The sequence below is a fragment of the Defluviimonas sp. SAOS-178_SWC genome, assembly GCF_039830135.1.
Classification (GTDB): domain Bacteria; phylum Pseudomonadota; class Alphaproteobacteria; order Rhodobacterales; family Rhodobacteraceae; genus Albidovulum.
The window spans coordinates 1382063-1403637 of record NZ_CP156081.1; the positions used below are offsets into that span (position 1 = coordinate 1382063).

Consider the following 21575-nt stretch of genomic DNA (forward strand, 5'->3'; position numbering starts at 1 on the left):
TTTGCGGACGGTTCGACCCACTTGGCCAAGTGCCCGGAATCAGGCTCTCATTCCCGTCGAATAATTTGATCAAATGATGAATACTACCGGATGATCTGCGGACGCAAGCGAATTCTGCTGCGCCGCTCTTTCGGCAGGTGGCGGTTCAGGTGCCGGTTCACCATGCCGAAAAGGCCGATGATGGCCAGAGTCAGAAGGATGAAATAGGCCGCGATCACCGGATAGGCGACGAAGGGGTTGAAGGTCTTGGCCGCGAAATAGGTCGCGTAATAAAGCGCGTCGCCCTTCTGCTGGAAGGCCGGGAAGCCCGAGAAATAGACAAGCGTCGTCGCGTGAAAGAGGAAGATCGCCTCGTTCGTGTAGGCGGGCCAGGCGAGCCGCATCATCGTCGGCCACATGACCCGGCGGAACCGCGACCAGCCGGACATGCCGTAGGCGTCGGCCGCCTCGATATCGCCCTTGGGGATGGAGCGGAGCGCGCCGTAGAAGATCTCGCCCGAATAGGCGGCGGTGTTGAGGAAGAGAACGATCAGCGCCCCGGCCCAGGCCTTCGAAAGCCACGAGGTCGCGACCGTGATCGTCATGAAGCCCAAGGGGATGTCGATGCCGGCGCGGGGCAGGAGGACGAAGGTCTCGTAGGCGAGGAAGAACTGGATGAAGAGCGGCGAGCCGCGGAAGACGAAGACGAACCATTCGGCGGGCTTCCTCGCCCAGGGGTTGGCACTCGCCTTCGCGACCGCGATCGCATTGGCGAGGAAGAAGCCGAAGAAGAGCGCCAACACGCCATAATAGAGGTTCCAGATCAGCCCCGACCCGATCAGGGTGAAGTGCTCGCAGAGCGTCATGTCGCCCTTGGGCAGAAGCCGTTCGCCGATCCCGATGGACCGCAGCGCATAGTCGGCGATTGTCTGCGTGCAGCTCATCGCGCCGCCTTTCTCTGCATTTCGCCGGCAAGCGTCGCCTGGCCGTGGCTGAGCCGGACGGTGAGCCGCCCCAACACCTTTTCCGAGAGCTTGGTCATCAGGAGGTAGAAGACGAGGAGGGCAAGGAAATACCAGACCCGCCAGTCCGGGTGCGGATAATCGAAATGCGAGGTCTTGGAGCCGCCAAGCTCGCGTGCCCAGTAGACGATGTCGCGGATGCCGAGAAGGAAGAGAAGCGGCGTGGCTTTGATCAGGATCATCCACAGGTTCGAGAGACCGGGCAAAGCGTAGATCCACATCTGCGGCACGAGGATGCGCCAGAAGCTCTGCCGGTGCGACATGCCGTAGGCCTCGGCCGTTTCCATCTGGGCGCGCGGCACCGCCTGCATCGCGCCGTAGATCACGTTGGCCGCGAAGGCGCCGAACACGATGGCGAAGGCAAGGACGGCAAGGGTGAAGCCGTAGGTTTCATGGATCCATTGCGGGCTGCTGGAGAGCGGCAGCTTCGCTTCGGGGCAGACCACGAAATCGTTGCCCTGCCAGATCGGCTGCTCCCAGTCGGAACATTTCGCCTTGTGGCGCAGGTACTCGAACCCCTGGTCGAGCGCGATGGGCACGAAGAGGAAGAAGATGATGTCGGGCACGCCGCGCACCATCGCGGTATAGGCCTTGCCGATCAGGCTGAGCGGCAGGAAATGCGACCGCGCCGCCATCGCCCCGCCGAAGCCGAAGGCGAGTGCCGCCGGTGCGGTGATCAGCATCAGCAGAAGCACGACCCCGAAAGACGTGTAGAACAGAAGGTGCTTTCCCGTCGTCAGATAGCAAAGGAGCCAGGTGAGCCCCTCGATCGCGTCGGGATCGGCGCAGCTTGCGAACATCGTCATCGCCCCGGTCGGGAAAAGGTGGGGCACGGGCGGTGCCCCACCGGTATGAAGCTCTTGTCAGGTCGTCTCGGCCGTCCGGCCCAAATCACCCGAGCGGATCGTCGTCACGGCGCCGCGATCCGTCCGCGCCCCGCCGCGTGGGTTCGCCGTGGGGGGCGGGCCCCAAGGCCCGCCCCTGGCGCCTCAGTAGACGAGGGCCTCTTCGCCGAACCATTTCTTGATCAAGGCGTTGAGCGTGCCATCGCCCTTCATGGCGGTGATCGCCGCGTCGAACTTGTCCCTGAGCTCGGTGTCGCTTTCGCGCAGACCCATGCCGACGCCGCCGCCAAGCTGGATGTCCTCGCCGGCGAAGACGAGTTCGCCGTTCGATTCCGCGACGATCGGGACGAGGAAGTCCTTGTCCGCGAGGACCGCGTCGGCCTCGCCGTTGCGGACGGCGGCGATGGTTTCGTCCGGCGTCGGATATTCGAGAAGCGTCGCGCCCGACTCGGCGACGTAGCCGGCCTGGATGGTCGCGGTCTGGGCCGCGACCACGCCGCCCGTGATGTCGGCATCGGCCGACAACGCCACATAGGCCGACGCCGCCGGCGGGATGTAGTTCTGGGTGAAGTCGATGACCTTGTCACGCTCTTCGGTGATCGACATGCCGGCGATGATCGTGTCGTAGTTTCCCGAGGTGAGGTTCGGAATGATCGAATCCCACTCGTTGGTCACCCATTCGCAGGTCAGGCCGGCGCGGCTGCACAGTTCATCGCCAAGCTCGCGCTCGAACCCGTCGACTTCGCCCTTGTCGTTGATGAAGTTGTACGGAGGATAGGCGCCCTCGGTTCCCATGCGCACGGTCTGGGCGGAGGCGAGCCCCGCGGTCAGGGCCAGCGCGGCGGCGGTGAGGATCAGTTTCTTCATAGGTTACTCCCGGTCGTATGAGCTGCTTCGATGGTCAGGCCGCAACGGTCGCGCTCAGGAACCCTTGCAGGCGTTCGGTTCTCGGGTTGCCGAACAGCTGTTCCGGCGGACCCTCTTCCTCGATCTTTCCAAGGTGGAGGAAGATAACATGATCGGAGACATCGGCGGCAAGCCGCATGTCGTGAGTGACGAGAAGCATGGTCCGCCCCTCATCGGCCAGGGCCTTGATGACCTTGACGACCTCCTGCTCGAGCTCGGGGTCGAGCGCCGAGGTCGGTTCGTCGAAAAGAAGCGCCGTGGGCTCCATGCAAAGCGCGCGGGCGATGGCGGCGCGCTGCTGCTGGCCGCCCGACAGCTGGGCCGGGAAGGCGTCGCACTTGTCGCCGATTCCGACCTTTTCGAGGTATTTGCGCGCCGCCGCCTCGACCTCGGCGCGGTCCCGCTTCAGGACGGTGAGCGGCGCTTCCATGACGTTTTGCAGGATCGTCATGTGGGACCAGAGGTTGAATTGCTGGAATACCATCGAAAGGTTGGTGCGGATCCGGATCACCTGCGCCTTGTCGGCAGGATGGCGGTTCAGGCCCTCGCCCTTCCAGTGCACCGCCTCGCCCTTGAAGATCACGTCGCCCTGCTGGCTGTCCTCCAGGAGGTTGCAGCACCGCAGGAGCGTCGACTTGCCCGAGCCGGACGACCCGATGAGCGACACGACCGCGCCCCGGCGCGCGGTCAGCGAGACGCCTTTCAGCACCTCAAGCGGGCCATACGCCTTGTGCAGGTCGCGGATTTCGATAACAGGCGTGTCGGCGTCTGACATGTGTAAACATCCCCCGGATCCGAATAGGGCGGATATTTCGCCGATTTACAATGCGCTTTTTGTCAGCAGAACTGCGGTTTACCCAGCGTTATGCTCAATTCACGGGCACATCTTGCGACGGCGGCGGCGGCGTGGGCACCGCGAGATAGGCGTTGGCCGGGATCGCCACGAGGCCCCTGAGGCCGAGCGCCTCCCGGTCATCGGCCGAAAGCGCCGCGATGGCGGCAGCGGCGGCACGCGCGAAGGGGGCGGTGTCGCGGCCCTTCGCCGTGATCAGCGGTAGGCCGGGCGTCGGCTCGGTATGGCCGATGACGCGGAGCTTTGCGGCGAGGTCGGGCAGGTGCGCCACGATCAGCCGCCAGCTGACCGCGTCGATGGCGGCGATGTCGGCGCGGCCCTCGGCCACGGCGCGGGCGCTGTCGAGATGGGCGCCGGTGTGGAGGGTGTGGGTGAAGCGCAGATCCTTGCGCGCCGCGTGGTTCTGGGGTGCGGCCCAGCCGGACTGGCTGTCCTGGCCGTTGAAGGCGAGGGTTCGCTCGATGAAATCCTCGATCTCGCCCGGTTCGCCGGCGCGGGTGATCAGTTCGGAGTAGTAATGCCCCGGAGGGGCGTCCGGCAGGGCGTAATCCGGCGTTCCGATCAGCTCCACCCGCCCGTGAAGCCGTGTCCGATACGGCATGCCGCAGGTCTGGCCGATGACAAGGTCCGGGCTTTCCCAGATGTCCCAAAGGCTGCCGTCGCGGGTCAGTGTCTCGGGCGCGGCGATGCCCTCGTCGGCCAGCGCCGCGCGGATCAGCGACCACAGGCGGTCATGCTCGGATCGCACCTGCGGCCAGTCATACATTGCGAGGCTGGCGATCATGTCCTTGTTTTCTCGACACTTTGGCGGGCAAGGGCGCTGTCGCGGTCGGAAATGCCAAGCAGATCGGCGACAAGCCGGATCACGGCATCCTCCTCCGCGTCGCGGGCATTGTCGGCGAGGGCCACGGACCAGAGCGCCTGCATCAGGCTCATCCGGTCCTCATGCGGGACGGCGTCCTTCAGGGCGCGGGTGAAGCGCACGGTGTCGGGCGCCTCGGCCTCCAGCGCCTCGGCCCCGGCGCGGAGTTTCGCGGTCTCGAACGGCGACAGCCCGTAGCGGGTCGAAAGGACGCGGTCGATGCGGCTGCGCTCGGGTTCGGAATAGTCCGCATCGGCCCGGGCAAGGCGGACGAGCAGGGCGGCCAGCGCCAGTTGCGCATCCGGTTCCGGCAGACGGTCGGGCTGCGGCGTGAGAAGCGAGGAGAGGAGACGGCCGAACATGAAGCGGATATAGGCGGTAATTCCGGCGTCTGCAAAGCGTAAGAGGTTCGTAACTACGCCGTAGCTACACTTGAGAGCGGGGTTGGCCCCGGATCAGGCCGTTGCGACCCTGTCGCCAAGGTCGTCCCGCTGCGGCGCCACCGCGGCCGCGGCGATGAGAACGACGGTCGTGACCGTGCCCGTCGCCCACCAGGCCAGATGCGCGACAAGAAGCGATTGTCCGAAGAGGAGCGCGAGGGCGAACGAGGCGATCCCCGCCACGGTGCCGATCATCAGTGCCGCAAGAGCCATGGTCTCCCCCCATGACGTCCCCGCCCAGGTTTCAGTAACCTTGATCAATGTGGCGGAAGCGGGGTGCGGATGGGGCGGGGATGGGGAACGTCCGTGGGTTTGGGTGCCTGCGGAGAATCGCCGAAGCGGGCATCCGGTGGATGCCCGCGCGATCCGTTTAACCGGCGACGTAAGCCAATCCCTAAGCATTTTAAGATAGCACTCCATCTAGGATTTGAATAAATTCTGTAGTATCGACAAAATAATTTGGGTAAGCGTGTGTGGCGCTTTCAATGTTCTCAGCGGCAACTAGAACAACATCTACCATTGCGTTATCAATATATTTCTTTTCTAAATCAGAGTAGCGTGACGTTGCAATTGAGAAATTATCAAATGCTTCTATGAACGTCTTCTGTTCAGAAAGGTCTAGAGTTAGTATGAAGTGTGTATCGGATTTTCGACGACTCTGCGCAATATAGTCATGTGCGGAATTGAAGCTCGAAAGTTTATTCCTAGCGTCAATTCTTTTATCGATATCTTTGAGGGATTTGATAATTTCCGCCTCAGATTCGCTTTGGTGCACCCTCGGAGTATTCTCGAGGATCGAAAAAGCCGAACTCGCAAACTTAAAAAAATCCAACCATTCGGTCGGTCCTATGCTGGACTTGAGCGGCGTACGTACGTATACGCCAGCGATTTCAACGGCCGTTGCCCATGCATGTTGAATTCGGCTTCGAAGCTGTATTTCAATTCGATGATCATTGTAGGCGTTGGATCGGTCGCTCCGGTACTTGTAAATTAAATGGATTCCGCGATAGCCAGACGACTGTGGTTCGGCAATATAGTCTTTCTCTGTTGCTAGGTCGTGGCGATCTCTAGATTTTCTATATTGCTCACGAACGGAGTAAACGTCAGCAACACCGCCCAAAATTGCGCGGCATCCTCCGAGGTCTTGCATTCTTGAAAGAAGCATGCCGTCGTAGCGACGAAGTTTGGAAATCACCGATGGAGCTCGCTTCAATCGTTGTACGATATCTGCGCTCCTGTCGACGTTTTTGGAGCGTCTCCGTAGCGACATCTGAATTGTGTTCAACGGAAAAGAATGGCTTGCGCGCCAATTGTCCATTACCGAGTATGCGTCAATGTACTGAGAAAAGTTCTCGTGGGTTAGTTTGCCACGAAGCACTTGCCCTGCACGATCGATCTCACCTCGCGAATAATTGCAGGTCTTCCAACCACTCATGGTGGGTTCTCCCTCACACCAACCGCTCCACCTCCTTCGCCGCCCGGACGAAATCGGCAAAGAGCGGATGCGGGGCGAAGGGTTTTGACTTCAGTTCCGGGTGGAACTGGACACCGATGAACCAGGGGTGGTCCTTCCACTCGACGATCTCGGGAAGGCGTCCGTCCGGTGACATGCCGGAGAAGATCAATCCGCATTTCTCCAGCTTGTCGCGGTATTTCACGTCCACCTCGTAGCGGTGGCGGTGGCGCTCCTCGATCTGGGTCTCGCCATAGACGCCGGCGACCTTCGATCCCGACTTGAGATGCGCGGTATAGGCGCCGAGGCGCATCGTGCCGCCCTTGTCGTCGTCGGCCTTGCGGGAGACCATGTGGTTGCCCTGCACCCATTCCTTGAGGTGATAGACGACCGGCTCGAACCGCTTCTCGCCCTTCTCGTGGTCGAACTCCTCGGAGCCTGCGCGGGTGACGCCGGCGAGGTTCCGCGCCGCCTCGATCACCGCCATCTGCATGCCGAGGCAAATGCCGAGATAGGGGATGTTCTTCTCGCGCGCGAACTGGGCGGCCTTGATCTTGCCCTCGGTGCCGCGCTCGCCGAAGCCGCCGGGAACGAGGATGGCGTGGAAACGCTGGAGATAGGGGGCGGGATCCTCGCGTTCGAAGATCTCGGCGTCGATCCACTCGGCCTTCACGCGGACCCTGTTGGCCATGCCGCCGTGGGTCAGCGCCTCGGCGATGGATTTGTAGGCGTCCTCAAGCTGGGTGTACTTGCCGACGATGGCGATGCGGACCTCTCCTTCCGCATTCGTCAGGCGGTCCATCACGTCTTCCCAGCGGTCGAGATTGGGTTTCGGCGCGGGGGAGATGCCGAAGGCGTCGAGCACCGCCTGATCGAGGCCGACGCGGTGATAGGCGAGCGGCGCCTCGTAGATCGACTTCAGGTCGTAGGCGGGGATCACCGCCTCGGGCCGGACGTTGCAGAAGAGCGCGATCTTGGCGCGTTCCTTTTCCGGGATCGGGTGTTCGGAGCGGCAGACGAGGACGTCCGGCTGGAGGCCTATGGAGCGAAGCTCCTTGACCGAATGCTGGGTCGGCTTGGTCTTCAGCTCGCCGGACGCGGCGAGGTAGGGCAGGAGCGTCAGGTGCATGAAGATGCACTGGCCGCGGGGCTTGTCCTGGGAGAACTGGCGGATCGCCTCGAAGAAGGGCAGGCCCTCGATGTCGCCGACGGTGCCGCCGATCTCGCAGAGCATGAAATCGACCTCGTCGTCGCCGATGGCGATGAAGTCCTTGATCTCGTTGGTGACGTGCGGGATCACCTGGATCGTCTTGCCAAGGTAGTCGCCGCGGCGCTCCTTCTCCAGCACGTTCGAGTAGATACGGCCCGAGGAGATCGAGTCGGTCTTGCGGGCATGAACCCCGGTGAAGCGCTCGTAATGGCCGAGGTCGAGGTCGGTTTCCGCCCCGTCATCGGTCACGAAGACCTCGCCATGTTCGAAGGGCGACATCGTGCCGGGGTCGACGTTCAGGTAGGGGTCGAGCTTTCGCAGCCGCACCGAGAAGCCGCGCGCCTGCAAAAGCGCACCGAGTGCCGCCGAGGCCAGCCCCTTGCCAAGCGAGGAGACCACACCGCCGGTGATGAAAACATATCGTGCCATGCAGGTCGGCTCCCCGTGATTGCCTCAAGTTTCTTGGGTTTGCCGTATCCGTTCCGGACACAGCATCACGGGATTAAAGCAGTAACAGATTCGCGATCCGCCCGCAACCGGACCGCAAGGTGTTGTGGTCGGCTTTGACCGACAAATCAAATCGTTGTGGTAGGCCCTAGTCCGCCGCGGGCGGTGCGACGGGGGCGTCGCCGGCGCTCGGCGGCAGAAGGTTGCCTTCGGGCAGGGCCGGCGTCGCCGGCGCGTCGGCGGGCGCCTCGGTCGAGGTGTCGAGAACCGAGGTGCCTTGCGATTTCTGCGCGGCGATGATGGTCAGCGTGATCGACGTCGCGATGAAGGCCGCGGCAAGGATCCAGGTCAGCTTGGTCAGCGCGTTCGCCGCCCCGCGCGCCGACATCGCGCCACCGCCGGACAGAAGCCCGCCGCCCTCCGACCGCTGCAAGAGCACGACCCCGATCATCAGGAGCGCGAGGATCAGATGGACGGTGAGGACGACGTTTTCCATGGACCGTTTGGCCTTCTCAGTTCGCTGACGCGCCTATCTAGGCGGATGGAGGCGGCAGCGCAAGGCGTTTTGCCCGGTGCCGCGCCGGCGGCGCACGACGTGCGGCAAGCCGCGTCGAGCTTCGAAGGCATTGGCGTCGTACGCCATCCGGGCACGGGCTTCGGACGCGCGGTTTGCGGTCAACATCCCGCTTGGGCAAGCCGCGGAGTGCTGCGCTCGCGAAAAAGCGGTTTCGCCTCGCCCTGCGCCCGGCTATACGGAGCCCGTTTGCCGGATAAGGAGCAAGTCGGATGGCCAATGTCGTGGTGGTGGGCGCCCAGTGGGGCGACGAGGGCAAGGGCAAGATCGTCGACTGGCTTTCCGAACGTGCCGACGTGATCGCGCGGTTCCAGGGCGGCCACAATGCCGGCCACACGCTGGTGATCGGCGACACCGTCTTCAAGCTGTCGCTCTTGCCGTCGGGGATCGTGCGCCCCGGCAAGCTCGCCGTCATCGGCAACGGCGTGGTCCTCGACCCTTGGGCGCTGTTTTCCGAGATCGACAAGCTGTCCGCGCAAGGGGTGGCGATCTCCACCGACAACCTGATGATCGCCGAGAACACGCCGCTGATCCTGCCGCTGCACCAGGACCTCGACCGCTTGCGCGAGGAGGCGGCCGGCAAGGCGAAGATCGGCACGACCGGGCGCGGCATCGGCCCGGCCTACGAGGACAAGGTCGGCCGCCGCACCATCCGGGTCGCCGACCTCGGCGACGAAGAAACGCTGGACGCGCGGCTCGACCGGCTTCTTGCCCATCACGATGCCTTGCGTTCGGGGCTTGGGGCGTCGCCGATCGACCGGGCCGAACTCAAGGCGAAGCTGATGGAGGTGGCGCCAAAGCTCCTGGCCCATGCCCAGCCGGTCTGGAAGGTGCTGGGCGAGATGCGTCGCGCCGGAAAGCGCATCCTTTTCGAGGGCGCACAGGGATCGCTTCTCGATATCGACTTCGGGACCTACCCTTACGTTACCTCCTCGACCACGATGTCGGGGATGGCGGCGACGGGGACGGGGCTCGGACCCTCGGCGATCGGGTTCGTTCTCGGCATCGTCAAGGCCTACACGACCCGGGTCGGCGAAGGCCCGTTCCCGAGTGAGCTGGAGGATGCCGACGGTCAGCGGCTGGGCGAGCGCGGTCACGAATTCGGCACGGTGACCGGCCGCAAGCGCCGCTGCGGCTGGTTCGACGCGGTGCTGGTGCGCCAGACCTGTGCGATTTCCGGCGTCAACGGCATCGCGCTCACCAAGCTTGACGTTCTGGACGGGTTCGAGACCCTGAAGATCTGCACCGGCTACGAGATCGAGGGAAAGACCTACGATTACCTGCCGACCGCCGCGGCGCTCCAGGCCAAGGTGACGCCGATCTACGAGGAGATGGAAGGCTGGTCCGAAAGCACGGCCGGCGCGCGGAGCTGGGCCGATCTTCCCGCCGCCGCGATCAAGTATGTCCGCCGGATCGAGGAGCTGATCCAGTGCCCGGTGGCGCTGCTGTCGACGAGCCCCGAACGGGACGACACGATCCTCGTCACCGATCCGTTCGCCGACTGATGGCGCTGCGCTACAAGACCCGGCGCCGGCTCTCGCTCCTGATCCTCGTCGTCGGGCTGCCGCTTTACATCGTCGCGGCGGTTACCCTCGCGGACTGGCTGTCGGCGCGCTACGGCCGGCTGCCGATCCTTGCCGAGGTTGCGGTCTATGTCGGGCTCGGGTTTCTCTGGGCGCTGCCGTTCCGCTTCGTCTTCCGGGGCGTCGGCAAGGCCGATCCGGACGAGCGGCCGGACTAGGGCGCTTTCCCGTTTGACATGAGACGGGACGATCGCGGCGCCTCGGTCCCGCGACACCCGCCCCAAAGCAAATGCGGAGCGGTCCGAAGACCGCCCCGCAGGGTACTCGTGAACATCTGGGCGATGGTCACCGCGCCGCGCGGCGCGCTTCCGACATGAACCTCGACGCCTCGGTGATCGTGAACTGGCCGCGGCTGATCTTCTGGATCTTGCCCTGGCGCAGCAGCATCCCGAACGACCGCAACCCGTCCTCGCGGCTGTATTCCTCGTCCTCGGCGACATAGGCCACCTTCCGCAGGATCTGTGGCCGCGAGAAATGCGGCAGGCCCTCGACCGTCGCGGTATAGGCCGCTGCGGCTTCGAGCATGTCCGAAAGATCCACCGCGCCGAGGCGATCGGCGAAATCGGCGAAGCTCTTGGCTTCTTCCGGCGAAACGGCGGCGTCGGCGCCCTCGTCCTCGTCGACCTCATCGTTCATGACGACCTTGCCGGCGCTGATCCGGCGCGGGCGCACCACGTTGCTGTCATTGCTCGGGCTTGAGGGCGCGTCGATGCGCTGTTCGGAGACGAGGACGAGGGGCGCCTGCCGGGTCTCGAGCGTCGGGCGGCGTGTCGTCGGCGCCGATTCGGCGGCCGGGCGGCGCGGGCGCACCGCCTTGGACAGGTCGTCGCGGTAGCGCTCGATCTCCTCGCCGGGCGCGGCGGCGCCGGTCGCGGAGGTGTCGGTGAACTTCAGCTTGCGGTCGGCGACGGTGGCGGCGACGGCGGCCTTCAGATGCGAGATCGCGGAGAAGCGGCGGCGGCTTTCGTCGCCTTCGAGCTTCGACTTGGCTTCCTCCATCAGACGCTCGACCGAGGCGTCGCCATCACCGGCATTGCCTTCGAGGATCGCGCGGCCCTCATGGCTGTCACGGCGCGCCTCGCGGGCCACATCGGCCAGTTCGCGCAGGAGATCGTCCTCGGCGTCCTGGTCGAGCCCGGTATCGCCGATCGCGGCCCCGATCCCGGCAATGAGCGCGGCATCGGCATCCTCGCCGGCGGCCTCTTCGGCTTCGTCGAAGTCCTCGTCGTTGTCCACCTCTTCGGTGAGCGCGGCGAAGATCGCGGCGCTGCGCTCTTCGACCTCGTCGCGTTGACGGTCGTCGGCGGCGACCTCGTCGGCCACTTCGTCTTCGGCGGTTTCCTCGTCCCGCGCCGCGCCCAGGGATTTGCGGAGCTCGATCATGCGGGCGGCGGCCTGACCGAAGAAGCCGGGCTTGGCCTTCGTGGCTTCGGGGGTGGTCTCCTCGGCCGCTTCGGCGTCCTCTTCGGCGGCTTCGGCTTCGATCCCTACCTCGTCCTCAAGCTCGTCCTCCGCCTCGAACGCGGCCTCGAGTTCGAGGTCGTCCTCTTCGTCGGCCTCGAGTTCGGCCTCCTCAGCGGCCTCGTCGGACGCGGCGGCAGAACCGTCCTCCGCATCAAGGCGCCAGGCGCCGAGGTCGAGCGCGGTGGCTTCGACCTCTTCTTCGGCTACGATATCTTCCGCTTCCGCTTCCGGCTCCTCGGCCGCGGCCTCGACGATCGCCTCGGCTTCGGCGGCGTCCTCTTCGGTCTCTTCGAAGTGCCCCACGACATCGGCAAGGGTGGAGTCAGCCTCTTCCTCGAATGTTTCTTCCTCGAAGATCTCTTCCGTTGCGGCGGCTTCGGGTTCGGCCTCTTCGGCGGCGATCTCTTCCTCGACAGCTTCGGCGCCGATTTCGACTTCGTCAGGTTCAGTCCCGGCCACTACGGCTTCGACGTCTTCGGCCTCATCCTCGGCCGCAACTTCAAACTCAGCCTCCGCCTCGACCTCGGCGACCGGGGCGATCTCTTCGATCTCTTCGAACGTGGCGAACCCGTCCTCTTCGGCGGCCGGTTCGGAGGTGAATCGGTCGGTCACATCGTCAAGCTCGAGCTCGAACCCGAAATCTCCGCCCGGCACGGTGGCCGAGGGCGCGAAGTCGGCGGCGGTTTCCTCGTCTTCCTGAGGCGCGGCGGGCGCTGCCTGCGCGGCGGCGACGACGGCGCGGATGCGCGAGAGCTTCGAGGCGACGCTGTCATTGTCGGTCTCGTCCCGGTCGGCCACGGGGGCGGCCTCGGGCTCTTCGTGCAGGTACTCGGCGAAGACGTCGGCGCCGGCGTCCTCTTCGGCGCCGAACTCTTCGGGCATCGTCTCTGCAACCGGTGTCGGGGCGGGTTCGGCGGCGGCCGGCGCGGCTACGGGCGCGACCGCGGCTGCGGCCGGGGCGACCAGAGCGGTCGCGGCCGGTTTCGCGGCAGGCTCGCCACCCGCGTCAGTGTCGGCGCGCAGCACGATGCCATGTTCGCTGATCTTCGCCTCGACCCGGCGCTGGATCTCGCGCTCGGCAATTCGGTGGAGCATCTCGGCGTCCGGCGTCGGCGGCTCGGCACCGAAATACCGGTCGTCGGCGGCCAGATCGCGGAAGTATTCCGCAATCGCCTTCATCGTCGAGAACGGCTCCTCGAACCCTTCGAGGGTGCACGAGAACGTGCCGTAGGAAACCGTCAGGATCTTACTTGCACCGACCATGAAAAGCTCGCTTTCTACTTTTGCCTGCCCTTGCAGACTCAGGGGGAACTATTGCGTCAGCGTGGACAAAAACGGGTAAAATGAAGGATTTTTTCGGGCCGAGATTGTGTTCTCTTGCCTTAATCGCCATCAATACTGCCATGTCACGCGGCATTGTCCAAACGTTGTCACCAATAACCCTGCTGGGCGCAGGAAATGTTGAGCGCGGAAGCCTTTACCGGGCGCTGCGCATCGCTCCCTATCTCGTAGCGGCCGATGGTGGCGCCAATGTGGCGGTGGCGGCGGGGCATGTTCCCGATGCCGTGATCGGCGATCTCGATTCGGTGAACGATGCCGCGCGGTCCGCGATTCCGGACGATCGTTTCCACTGCGTGGCGGAACAGGAAACCACGGATTTCGAGAAATGCCTGCAACGGATCGAGGCGCCGTTCATCCTCGGCCTCGGTTTCGCGGGGCCCCGTGCGGATCACACGCTCGCGGTCTGGAACGCGCTGTCACGGCACGGGCATCGGCGCTGCCTGATCCTCGGGCGCGAGGACGTGGCCTTCATCGCCCCGCGCCGGATCGGCCTTGCACTCGCGCCCGGCACGCGGGTCTCGCTCTTTCCGATGGCGGCGGTCACGGGGACGAGCCGGGGGTTGCGCTGGCCGATCGGCGGGCTCCATTTCGCGCCGGACGGGCGGGTCGGCACCTCGAACGAGGCGACAGGCCCGGTCGAGATGGAGTTCGAGGTGGCGCGGATGCTGGTGATCCTGCCGAAAGCGGCGCTTAAAGCGGCGATTGCGGGGCTGCAAGCGTCCGCGTGGTAAGCCGTTCGGCCCGCGCCAGCCGGCGTTCGCGGTGGATGACGTAGAGCCCCGAGGCGACGATGATCGCGATGCCGGTGAAGGTGAGCGCGTTGGGGAAATCGCTGAAGAAGATATAGCCCAGAAGCGTCGCGGTGACGATTTCGAGGTAGTGGAGCGGCGCCAGCGTGGAGGAGGGCGCGAATTTCAGCGCATAGGTGATCGCCATGTGGCTGACCGTCGAGGCGAGCCCGACGCAGAAGACCCAGAGCCAGAAGATCCCTTGCGGCAGGACGAAGCTGATCGGCGCCGCACCGACTGCCGTGCCGAGGCCGAGGAGCGGCAGGCAGAGCAGGGCCGCGAGGGCCGCCGTGTGGAACTGCATCGTCACCGGATGCACGTCGCGCGACAGGTGCCGCGTCACCAGCATGTAGAGCGCGAAACTGACCGCGGTGCCGAGCGGGAAGAGCGCCACGGCGCCGAAGGCGGCAAAGGACGGCTGGATCACGAAGAGCGAGCCGAGGAAACCGACGATACAGGCCGCCAGCCGGCGGGGGCCGACCTGCTCGCCAAGGACAAGCCGGCCGATGAGAAGGATCACGAACGGCTCGACGAAGACGATGGCGAGCGCATCGGCGATCGGCATGACCCGGACGGCGGCGACGAAGCAGTAGGTGGAGGCGACGAGCATCAGCGCGCGAAGCGTGGCAAGGCCGAGCGTGCGCCGGTTGAGCCGCAGCGGCAGGTTCATGAGGAGGACGACAGGGAGCATCAGAACCGCCTGCACGATCGCACGGCCAAGGACGATCACGCCCACCGGCACACCCTGGGCGGCGAGCTTCGAGGCGACGTCGATTAGGGGCGCGATGATGCAGAAGGCGATCATCAGCGCGACGCCGGGCAATATGCGGTCGGTCTGGTTCATCGCTCCGCGCTACAGCGACGGGCGGGGGGCGTCCATCCCGAAAGCGACCTCGCCGACCGTTTCGGGGATGGTCCGCTTCCGTCAGCAGTTCGGGACGTTGACCGCCAGGCCGCCGAGCGAGGTTTCCTTGTATTTCTCATGCATGTCGTGGCCGGTCTGGCGCATCGTCTCGATCGCGACATCGAGCGGCACGAAATGCTGGCCATCGCCCCTGAGCGCGAGCGAGGCGGCCGACACCGCCTTGATCGCGCCGAGGCCGTTGCGCTCGATGCAGGGCACCTGGACGAGGCCCTTCACCGGGTCGCAGGTCATGCCGAGATGGTGTTCGAGCGCGATCTCGGCCGCGTTCTCCACCTGCTCGGGCGTGCCCCCCATCACCGCCGCGAGCCCGGCGGCGGCCATCGCCGCGGCGGAGCCGACCTCGGCCTGGCAACCGCATTCGGCGCCGGAGATCGAGGCGTTGGTCTTGACAATGCCGCCGATCGCCGCCGCCGTCAGGAGGAAGTCGCCGACTTTCGACGCGGACGCCCCCGGCACGTGGCCAAGCCAGTAGCGGATCACCGCCGGCAGCACCCCGGCGGCGCCGTTGGTGGGCGCGGTGACGACCTGGCCGCCGGCGGCGTTCTCCTCGTTCACCGCCATCGCATAGGTCGACATCCAGTCGTTGATCACGTGCGGCGCGGTCAGGTTCATCCCCCGTTCGGCCAGAAGCGCCTCGTGGATCGCCTTCGCGCGGCGCCGCACCTTCAGCCCGCCGGGCAGGATCCCGTCGGTCGCAAGGCCCCGGTCGATACAGTCGTTCATCACCTGCCAGATCCGGTCCATGCCCCGGTCGAGGTCGGCGGCGGAGCGGAAATGCAGCTCGTTCGCGCGCTTCATCTCGGCGATGCTCTTGCCCGAGGCGGCGGCCATTTCGAGCATCCTCGCGGCGGTCTCGAACGGGTAGGGGCAGCCCGAGGGGGCGGCCGCCACGCGCCCGGCATTCGCGTGTTCGGCTTCGGTCAGGACAAAGCCGCCGCCGATGGAATAGTAGGTCTCCTGAAGGATCACGTCGCCCTGCGCGTCGGTCGCCATCAGGATCATGCCATTGGCATGGCCCGGAAGCGGGTGGCCGTAGTCGAAGACGAGATCGGTCGCGGGGGCGAAGCGGAGCGTCGGCAGGCCGGGCGGTGTCACGGTGCCGGTCTCGGCGATGGCGGCGAGCACCGCCTCGGCCTTCCCGGCGTCATAGGTGTCGGGCGCGAAACCGGCAAGGCCGAGGATCGTCGCCCTGTCGGTCGCGTGGCCCTTTCCAGTGAAGGCGAGCGAGCCGTGGAGCGAGGCGCGTAGCCCGTGAGGATGAAAGGGCGAAGCGCGCAGGGTTTCGAGGAACCGCGCCCCGGCGACCATCGGCCCCATCGTGTGCGACGAGGAGGGGCCGACACCGACCTTGAACATGTCGAAGACGGAGAGAAACATCGGCGTCCTTTCAGGTGGCGCTGCCCTCTGGCGGGCAGGCATAGGAGGGGTGGGTGAAGATCGTCGCGCCGAGGCCCTCGGCCTCCGCGGCGGCGCGGGCGGAAGGCCTCGTCTCCATCGCGGCGGCGACCGCGTGGAGGGCGGGGACGGCGGCAAGATCGAACCAGCCGGCCGTGTCCTGAGGGTAAAGTGCGACCCAGCGCAGGAGCGGGGGCAGGTAGCAGGTCAGGACCGATGGCGTGTCGGGCCGGAACCAGGCGGGCTGTGTCGCGGCCATCGCGTCGAGAAGCGCCAGGTGCCGGGAGATCCGGGCGCGCGTCGCGGCGGCGAAGGCCGGTACGGCCTCGGGCGCGCCGGCATGGCGTTCGGGGTAGAAGAGCATCCTGAGGTCGGCATGCAGTGTGTTCGACGTGAAGAACAGCCACTTGAGAAAGCCCGCTCGATCGGCCGATCCCGGCGCGGGCGCCATCGCGCCGTGGCGTTCGGAAAGCCAGAGGAGGATCGCCGCCGTCTCGAAGATCGGGCCGTCCGGGGTTTCCAGGGCCGGGATCAGCCCGGCGGGATTGAGCGTCCGGTAACCGGCGTTGTCCTGCTGGCGGGCGGAGCGGTCCACCAGCGCCGTTCGGTAGGGCAGGCGCAATTCCTCCAGCATCAGCCGCACGATGAGCGAGGCATTGTCAGGGGCGTAGTGGAGGACGTAGTCGGGCGCGGTTCCGGTCATCCTGCCCTTATCCTCCGGCCCGGGCGCCCGGGCGAGACGGAAAACGACGCTTTGCCGCGAAATACGCTCGGCGTCGCGGTAACACGGTCCGCCGGGCGCATAGGGCGATTTCACGCTCGCACCCGGACACCATCTTTCCTATAAGCGTCGCGTGCCACCCTGACGGAGAGAAAAATGCCGGCCGACCTGCCCCCCATCGACAAGGCGAAATTCGTGGCCGCGAAGCGTGCCGTGGCCTTCATCGAAGGCGGGATGCGCGTCGGCCTCGGCACAGGATCGACGGCGGCCTGGATGGTGCGCTGCCTTGGGGAGCGCGTCCGCAACGAGGGGCTGAAGATCACCGGGGTTCCGACATCGAGCCGCACCGCCGCGCTCGCCCGTGAGGAGGGCATCGAGGTCGTCACGCTTGACCAGGCACGCTGGCTCGACCTGACGATTGACGGGACCGACGAATTCGACGCCGACCTCAACCTCATCAAAGGGGGCGGCGGGGCGCTTCTACAGGAAAAGATCGTCGCGACCGCCTCCGACCAGATGATCGTCATCGCCGATGCGGCGAAGGAGGTTGCCCATCTCGGGGCCTTCCCGCTGCCGATCGAGGTGATCGGCTTCGGCTGGCAGACCTCCAAGGCGCTTGTCGAGGAAATGCTGGTGTCGCTGGACGTTCTTGGGCGCGAAATCACGCTCAGGATGAATGGCGACCGGCCCTATATTACCGACGAGGGCAACCATATCCTCGACCTCCATCTCGGCCGGATCGGCAATGCCCGGCAACTCGCGCTGGCGCTCAACCAGGTGCCGGGCGTGGTTGAAAACGGGCTTTTCATCGATATCTGTGATCGCGTCATCATCGGTCACGGCGACGGCCAGGTGGAGACGCGCGACATCAATACCGGCGCGGTCGAACGCGAGCGGATCGAGTTCGCGGAAACCGACAACCTCTTCACCGATCTCGGGGAGTGAGGCCAGACAACGGGGGCCGGATGGCGTTCGACTACGATCTCTTCGTCATCGGTGGCGGGTCTGGTGGTGTCCGGGCGGCGCGGATCGCGGCCGGGGAGCATGGCGCCAGGGTGGCGCTGGCGGAAGAATACCGGATGGGCGGCACCTGCGTCATCCGGGGCTGCGTTCCGAAGAAGCTGATGGTCTTCGCGTCGTCCTATGCCGCCGCGATGGAGGATGCGCGTGCCTATGGCTGGGACGTCAAGACGGGTCCCTTCGACTGGACGGTGTTCCGCGCCAAGCTCGATGCCGAACTCGACCGGCTGGAACGTGTCTACCGCGCCGGGCTCGACCGGGCCGGGGTAACGGTCCACGACTGCCGCGCCACGGTCGAGGATCCGCACACGGTGCGGCTGGCGGATGGCGGGACCGTCACGGCAAAGCACATCCTGATCGCCACCGGCGGCAGGCCCTTCGTGCCGGAGATGGCGGCGACGGCCGGGGCCATGACCTCGAACGACATCTTCAAGATGGACGCCTTGCCGAAATCCGTGCTGATCGTCGGCGGCGGCTTCATCGCCTGCGAGTTCGCCTGCATCCTGAACGGAATGGGCGTCCATGTGACGCAATATTATCGCGGCGAACAGATCCTGCGCGGGTTCGATGGCGAGGCGCGGGGGCATATCGCCGAACTCATGCGCGAGAACGGCGTCAACCTGCATGTCGGCACCGACGTGCTTGGGATGAAGCGCGTCGAGGGCGGCACCTGGGTCAAGTCCACCGACGGGCGCGAGGCGGTCTATGACGCCGTCGTCTACGCGACGGGCCGTGTGCCGAACACCGAGGGGCTTGGTCTCGATGAGGTGGAGGTGAAGCTCGGGCGCCAGGGAGAGGTGGTCGTCGACGAATGGTCGCAGACCGCCGTGCCGTCGATCTTCGCGGTGGGCGACGTGACGGACCGCATCAACCTGACGCCGGTCGCGATCCGCGAGGGCCACGCCTTCGCCGACACGATTTTCGGCGCGAAGCCCACCAGGGCGGACCACGAGCTGGTGGCGAGCGCGGTCTTCACCCAGCCGGAATTCGGCACCGTCGGCATGACCGAGGAAGCGGCGCGGGACGATCGGCCGATCGAGGTCTACGCGACCTCGTTCCGCCCGATGCAGTCGGCCTTCGCCGGACGGCCCGACCGGGTGATGATGAAGCTTATCGTCTGCGCCGAGACGCGCAGGGTTCTCGGCTGCCATATCGTTGCCCCCGGCGCGGGCGAGATGATCCAGTTGGCCGCCGTGGCGATCAAGATGGGCGCCACGAAAGAGGATTTCGACCGCACCGTCGCCGTCCACCCGGTCATGGCCGAGGAACTGGTGACGTTGCGAAAGCCGGTCCGGACGGCTTGATTTTCACGAGATAAAGACCAGTTGGGATGTGACATGCGAATGCGAATGACGGGGAGAGTGAACTGATGGCTGGAAGCGGAGGCCCCTGGGGCGGTGGCGGATCCGACGGCGACGACGACAACGACCGGCCGGGTGGCCGGGGCGGGCGTCGTCCGGGCGAGGGGCCGCAGATCCCCGAGATCGAGGAGATCGTCAAGAAGGGCACCGAACAGCTGCGCGTCCTGATGGGCGGGCGCGGCGGGCCGCGCGGGCCGGTGAACGGCGGCGGCGGCGGCCCGTCGGGGCCGGCCCTCACGCGCGGGACGCTGGGAATCGCGGTGCTGGCGGCGGCGGGTCTCTGGGCCTTCGCGTCGTTCTATACGGTGAAGCCGGAAGAGCAGTCGGTGGAACTGTTCCTGGGCAAGTTCTCATCCATCGGCGAGCCGGGCCTGAACTTCGCACCGTGGCCGGTCGTCACCGCGAACGTGATCCCGGTCACGCCGGAACGGACCGAGGATATCGGAGTCGGGCGTGGCGGGTCGGATAGCGGGCTGATGCTGACCGGCGACGAGAACATCGTCGACATCGACTTCCAGGTCGTCTGGAACATCAACGATTCGCAGAAATACCTCTTCAACCTGCGTGACCCCGAACTGACGATCAACGCGGTGGCCGAGGCGTCGATGCGCGAGATCATCGCGCAGTCGCAACTCGCCCCGATCCTCAACCGCGACCGCGGCATCATTGCCGAGCGGCTGAAGGAGCTGATCCAGTCGACGCTCGACAGCTACGAATCCGGCCTGAACATCGTGCGGGTGAACTTCGACCGCGCCGATCCGCCGCGCGAGGTCATCGACGCGTTCAAGAACGTGCAGTCGGCCGAGCAGCAGCGCGACCGCTTGCAGAAAGAGGCCGACGCCTATGCAAACACGGTGCTCGCCGGGGCGCGCGGTCAGGCCGCGCAGCTTCTGGAAGAGGCCGAAGGCTACCGCGCCCAGGTCGTGAACCAGGCGGAAGGTGAGGCGAGCCGCTTCTCGGCGGTTCTGGCCGAATACGCGAAGGCGCCGGAGGTGACGCGCAAGCGTCTCTACCTCGAAACGATGGAAGAGGTGATGGGCCGGGTCGACAAGGTCATCATCGACGAGAACCAGGGCGGGCAGGGTGTCGTGCCCTATCTGCCGCTGAACGAGCTTGGCAAGAAACCGGCGACGACCGGGGGGAGCAACTGATGAACCGCGCAACCCTTCTTCTTCCCGTCGCAGTCATCGCCATCGCAGCGGCGCTCTCGTCGATCTTCATCGTCGACGAGCGCGAAAAGGCGCTCGTTCTCCAGTTCGGCCAGATCAAGGCCGTGCGCGAGGAGCCGGGGCTCTACTTCAAGCTGCCGATCATCCAGGAGGTCGTACGTTACGACGACCGTATCCTTGGCCTCGACGTCGATCCGCTGGAGGTGACGCCGCTCGATGACCGGCGTCTGGTCGTCGACGCCTTCGCGCGCTACCGCATCGCCGATGTGCAGCGCTTCCGACAGGCCGTCGGCGCCTCGGGCGTGGCGCTGGCCGAGAACCGCATCGACACGATCCTGCGCGCGCAGACGCGCGAGGTTCTGGGCTCCGTCACCTCGTCCGAGATCCTATCGGCTGACCGCGCCTCCTTGGCCGGGCGCATCCGCGAAGCCTCGCGCAACGAGGCCAGCTCGCTCGGCGTCGACATCATCGACGTGCGGCTGAAGCGCACCGACCTGCCGGAACAGAACCTCGACGCGACCTTCGCCCGGATGCGGGCGGAACGCGAACGCGAGGCCGCCGACGAGGTGGCGCGCGGGAACGAGGCCGCGCAGCGCGTGCGCGCGCAGGCCGACCGCACCAAGGTCGAACTCGTCTCGGACGCCCAGCGTCAGGCCGAGATCATCCGCGGCGAGGCCGATGCGCGACGGAACGCCGTCTTTGCCGAGGCCTACGGCGCGAACCCCGAATTCTTCGACTTCTACCGGTCGCTCGCCGCGTACCGGGCGGGCCTTCTCGCGGGGAATTCGACGATGGTCATGGCGCCGGACAGCGAGTTCTTCGACTATCTGAAGTCGGCCAGTCCGAAGCCCTGACGAATGCAGGGCTTCGCGCTCATCCTCCTGGCTATCGGGCTGGTTCTGTCGCTGGAGGGGCTGGTGCTTGCACTGGCCCCTTCGCGCATCGACGAGATCCTGGAACTGATCCGGCGGATGCCGGTGGAAACCCGCCGGAACCTCGGCCTTGGCGCCGTCGCGCTGGGCGTCGCGCTCATTTGGCTTGCGACCGGGCTTGCGGGCTGAGACAATCACATGGCGACCGCAAGGGTCGATCACATCGAGTTGAGGATGCGCGACGGAGTTTGAATTGCGCCGCCGCGTTCCTACTTCGATGGTAAAGACGGTGTCCGGCCGACGGACGGCCCGATGCCGGCATGGGAAGAACAGGGAGTTTTGTGT

At 65.6% G+C, this 21575-nt stretch carries 22 protein-coding genes; 8 read left to right on the forward strand and 14 right to left on the reverse strand.

What is annotated here, in order from left to right:
- Positions 1–83: 83 nt before the first annotated feature.
- From V5734_RS07570 to secG, 10 genes are all read right to left on the reverse strand, one after another.
- A complete protein-coding gene (locus tag V5734_RS07570; protein ID WP_347312896.1) occupies positions 84–923 on the reverse strand; it encodes an ABC transporter permease in 840 nt (279 codons plus the stop codon).
- Positions 920–1801 (reverse strand): ABC transporter permease, encoded by an 882-nt coding sequence (locus V5734_RS07575; protein WP_347313590.1) that lies wholly within the window; start codon positions 1799–1801, stop codon positions 920–922. Before V5734_RS07575 ends, V5734_RS07570 begins: the two co-directional genes overlap by 4 nt.
- 189 nt (positions 1802–1990) lie before the next feature.
- On the reverse strand, positions 1991–2713 hold the full coding sequence (locus tag V5734_RS07580; protein WP_347312897.1) for a transporter substrate-binding domain-containing protein: 723 nt from the start codon (positions 2711–2713) through the stop codon (positions 1991–1993).
- A gap of 34 nt (positions 2714–2747) precedes the next feature.
- Positions 2748–3527 carry an ABC transporter ATP-binding protein gene (locus tag V5734_RS07585; RefSeq protein ID WP_347312898.1) on the reverse strand — a complete coding sequence of 260 codons (780 nt, stop codon included), beginning with the start codon at positions 3525–3527 and terminating at the stop codon, positions 2748–2750.
- Between the two features lie 94 nt (positions 3528–3621).
- A complete protein-coding gene (locus tag V5734_RS07590) occupies positions 3622–4389 on the reverse strand; it encodes a phosphate/phosphite/phosphonate ABC transporter substrate-binding protein (RefSeq protein ID WP_347312899.1) in 768 nt (255 codons plus the stop codon).
- A complete protein-coding gene (locus tag V5734_RS07595) occupies positions 4386–4829 on the reverse strand; it encodes a TerB family tellurite resistance protein (RefSeq protein ID WP_347312900.1) in 444 nt (147 codons plus the stop codon). The genes V5734_RS07590 and V5734_RS07595 overlap by 4 nt, the downstream gene beginning before the upstream one ends.
- A 93-nt stretch (positions 4830–4922) precedes the next feature.
- Positions 4923–5120 carry a hypothetical protein gene (locus V5734_RS07600; protein ID WP_347312901.1) on the reverse strand — a complete coding sequence of 66 codons (198 nt, stop codon included), beginning with the start codon at positions 5118–5120 and terminating at the stop codon, positions 4923–4925.
- Positions 5121–5310: 190 nt separating this feature from the next.
- The gene (locus tag V5734_RS07605) at positions 5311–6342 is read right to left on the reverse strand and encodes a RelA/SpoT domain-containing protein (RefSeq protein ID WP_347312902.1); all 1032 of its coding nucleotides are present in this window, start codon (positions 6340–6342) and stop codon (positions 5311–5313) included.
- Positions 6343–6355: 13 nt separating this feature from the next.
- The gene (locus tag V5734_RS07610; protein ID WP_347312903.1) at positions 6356–7999 is read right to left on the reverse strand and encodes a CTP synthase; all 1644 of its coding nucleotides are present in this window, start codon (positions 7997–7999) and stop codon (positions 6356–6358) included.
- A 166-nt stretch (positions 8000–8165) separates the two neighbouring features.
- Positions 8166–8513, reverse strand: coding sequence for a preprotein translocase subunit SecG (gene secG, locus V5734_RS07615; protein ID WP_347312904.1), 348 nt, complete (start codon positions 8511–8513; stop codon positions 8166–8168).
- Between the two features lie 290 nt (positions 8514–8803).
- Here secG and V5734_RS07620 point away from each other — a divergent pair, with 290 nt between their 5' ends.
- Together V5734_RS07620 and V5734_RS07625 are read left to right on the forward strand one after the other, a co-directional pair.
- Positions 8804–10096 carry an adenylosuccinate synthase gene (locus V5734_RS07620; RefSeq protein ID WP_347312905.1) on the forward strand — a complete coding sequence of 431 codons (1293 nt, stop codon included), beginning with the start codon at positions 8804–8806 and terminating at the stop codon, positions 10094–10096.
- On the forward strand, positions 10096–10332 hold the full coding sequence (locus tag V5734_RS07625; RefSeq protein WP_347312906.1) for a DUF2842 domain-containing protein: 237 nt from the start codon (positions 10096–10098) through the stop codon (positions 10330–10332). Before V5734_RS07620 ends, V5734_RS07625 begins: the two co-directional genes overlap by 1 nt.
- Before the next feature lie 127 nt (positions 10333–10459).
- Here the strand turns inward: V5734_RS07625 and V5734_RS07630 are convergent, their stop codons facing one another.
- A complete protein-coding gene (locus tag V5734_RS07630) occupies positions 10460–12901 on the reverse strand; it encodes a hypothetical protein (protein WP_347312907.1) in 2442 nt (813 codons plus the stop codon).
- 164 nt (positions 12902–13065) lie between these two features.
- Between V5734_RS07630 and V5734_RS07635 the strand changes: the two genes are divergently transcribed.
- Positions 13066–13710: a thiamine diphosphokinase gene (locus V5734_RS07635; protein ID WP_347312908.1), complete on the forward strand. Its 645-nt coding sequence runs from the start codon at positions 13066–13068 to the stop codon at positions 13708–13710.
- Here V5734_RS07635 and V5734_RS07640 read toward each other — a convergent pair.
- The 3 genes from V5734_RS07640 to V5734_RS07650 all read right to left on the reverse strand — a co-directional run bounded on the left by V5734_RS07640 (position 13670) and on the right by V5734_RS07650 (position 16790).
- The gene (locus tag V5734_RS07640; RefSeq protein WP_347312909.1) at positions 13670–14611 is read right to left on the reverse strand and encodes a DMT family transporter; all 942 of its coding nucleotides are present in this window, start codon (positions 14609–14611) and stop codon (positions 13670–13672) included. The two genes, V5734_RS07635 and V5734_RS07640, sit on opposite strands and share 41 nt — an antisense overlap.
- A gap of 81 nt (positions 14612–14692) precedes the next feature.
- Complete coding sequence (locus tag V5734_RS07645; protein WP_347312910.1) at positions 14693–16069, reverse strand: L-serine ammonia-lyase; 1377 nt, start codon at positions 16067–16069, stop codon at positions 14693–14695.
- A gap of 10 nt (positions 16070–16079) precedes the next feature.
- Positions 16080–16790 (reverse strand): glutathione S-transferase family protein, encoded by a 711-nt coding sequence (locus tag V5734_RS07650; RefSeq protein WP_347312911.1) that lies wholly within the window; start codon positions 16788–16790, stop codon positions 16080–16082.
- 174 nt (positions 16791–16964) lie between these two features.
- Here V5734_RS07650 and rpiA point away from each other — a divergent pair, with 174 nt between their 5' ends.
- The 5 genes from rpiA (at position 16965) to V5734_RS07675 (ending at position 21419) form a co-directional block, all read left to right on the forward strand.
- A complete protein-coding gene (rpiA, locus tag V5734_RS07655; RefSeq protein ID WP_347312912.1) occupies positions 16965–17753 on the forward strand; it encodes a ribose-5-phosphate isomerase RpiA in 789 nt (262 codons plus the stop codon).
- 20 nt (positions 17754–17773) lie between these two features.
- Positions 17774–19132 (forward strand): glutathione-disulfide reductase, encoded by a 1359-nt coding sequence (gene gorA / locus V5734_RS07660; protein ID WP_347312913.1) that lies wholly within the window; start codon positions 17774–17776, stop codon positions 19130–19132.
- 65 nt (positions 19133–19197) lie between these two features.
- Positions 19198–20340, forward strand: a complete 1143-nt coding sequence (gene hflK / locus V5734_RS07665; RefSeq protein ID WP_347312914.1) for an FtsH protease activity modulator HflK — start codon at positions 19198–19200, stop codon at positions 20338–20340.
- Complete coding sequence (gene hflC / locus V5734_RS07670) at positions 20340–21212, forward strand: protease modulator HflC (RefSeq protein WP_347312915.1); 873 nt, start codon at positions 20340–20342, stop codon at positions 21210–21212. Before hflK ends, hflC begins: the two co-directional genes overlap by 1 nt.
- Positions 21213–21215: 3 nt before the next feature.
- Positions 21216–21419 (forward strand): DUF2065 domain-containing protein, encoded by a 204-nt coding sequence (locus tag V5734_RS07675; RefSeq protein ID WP_347312916.1) that lies wholly within the window; start codon positions 21216–21218, stop codon positions 21417–21419.
- Positions 21420–21575: the final 156 nt, after the last annotated feature.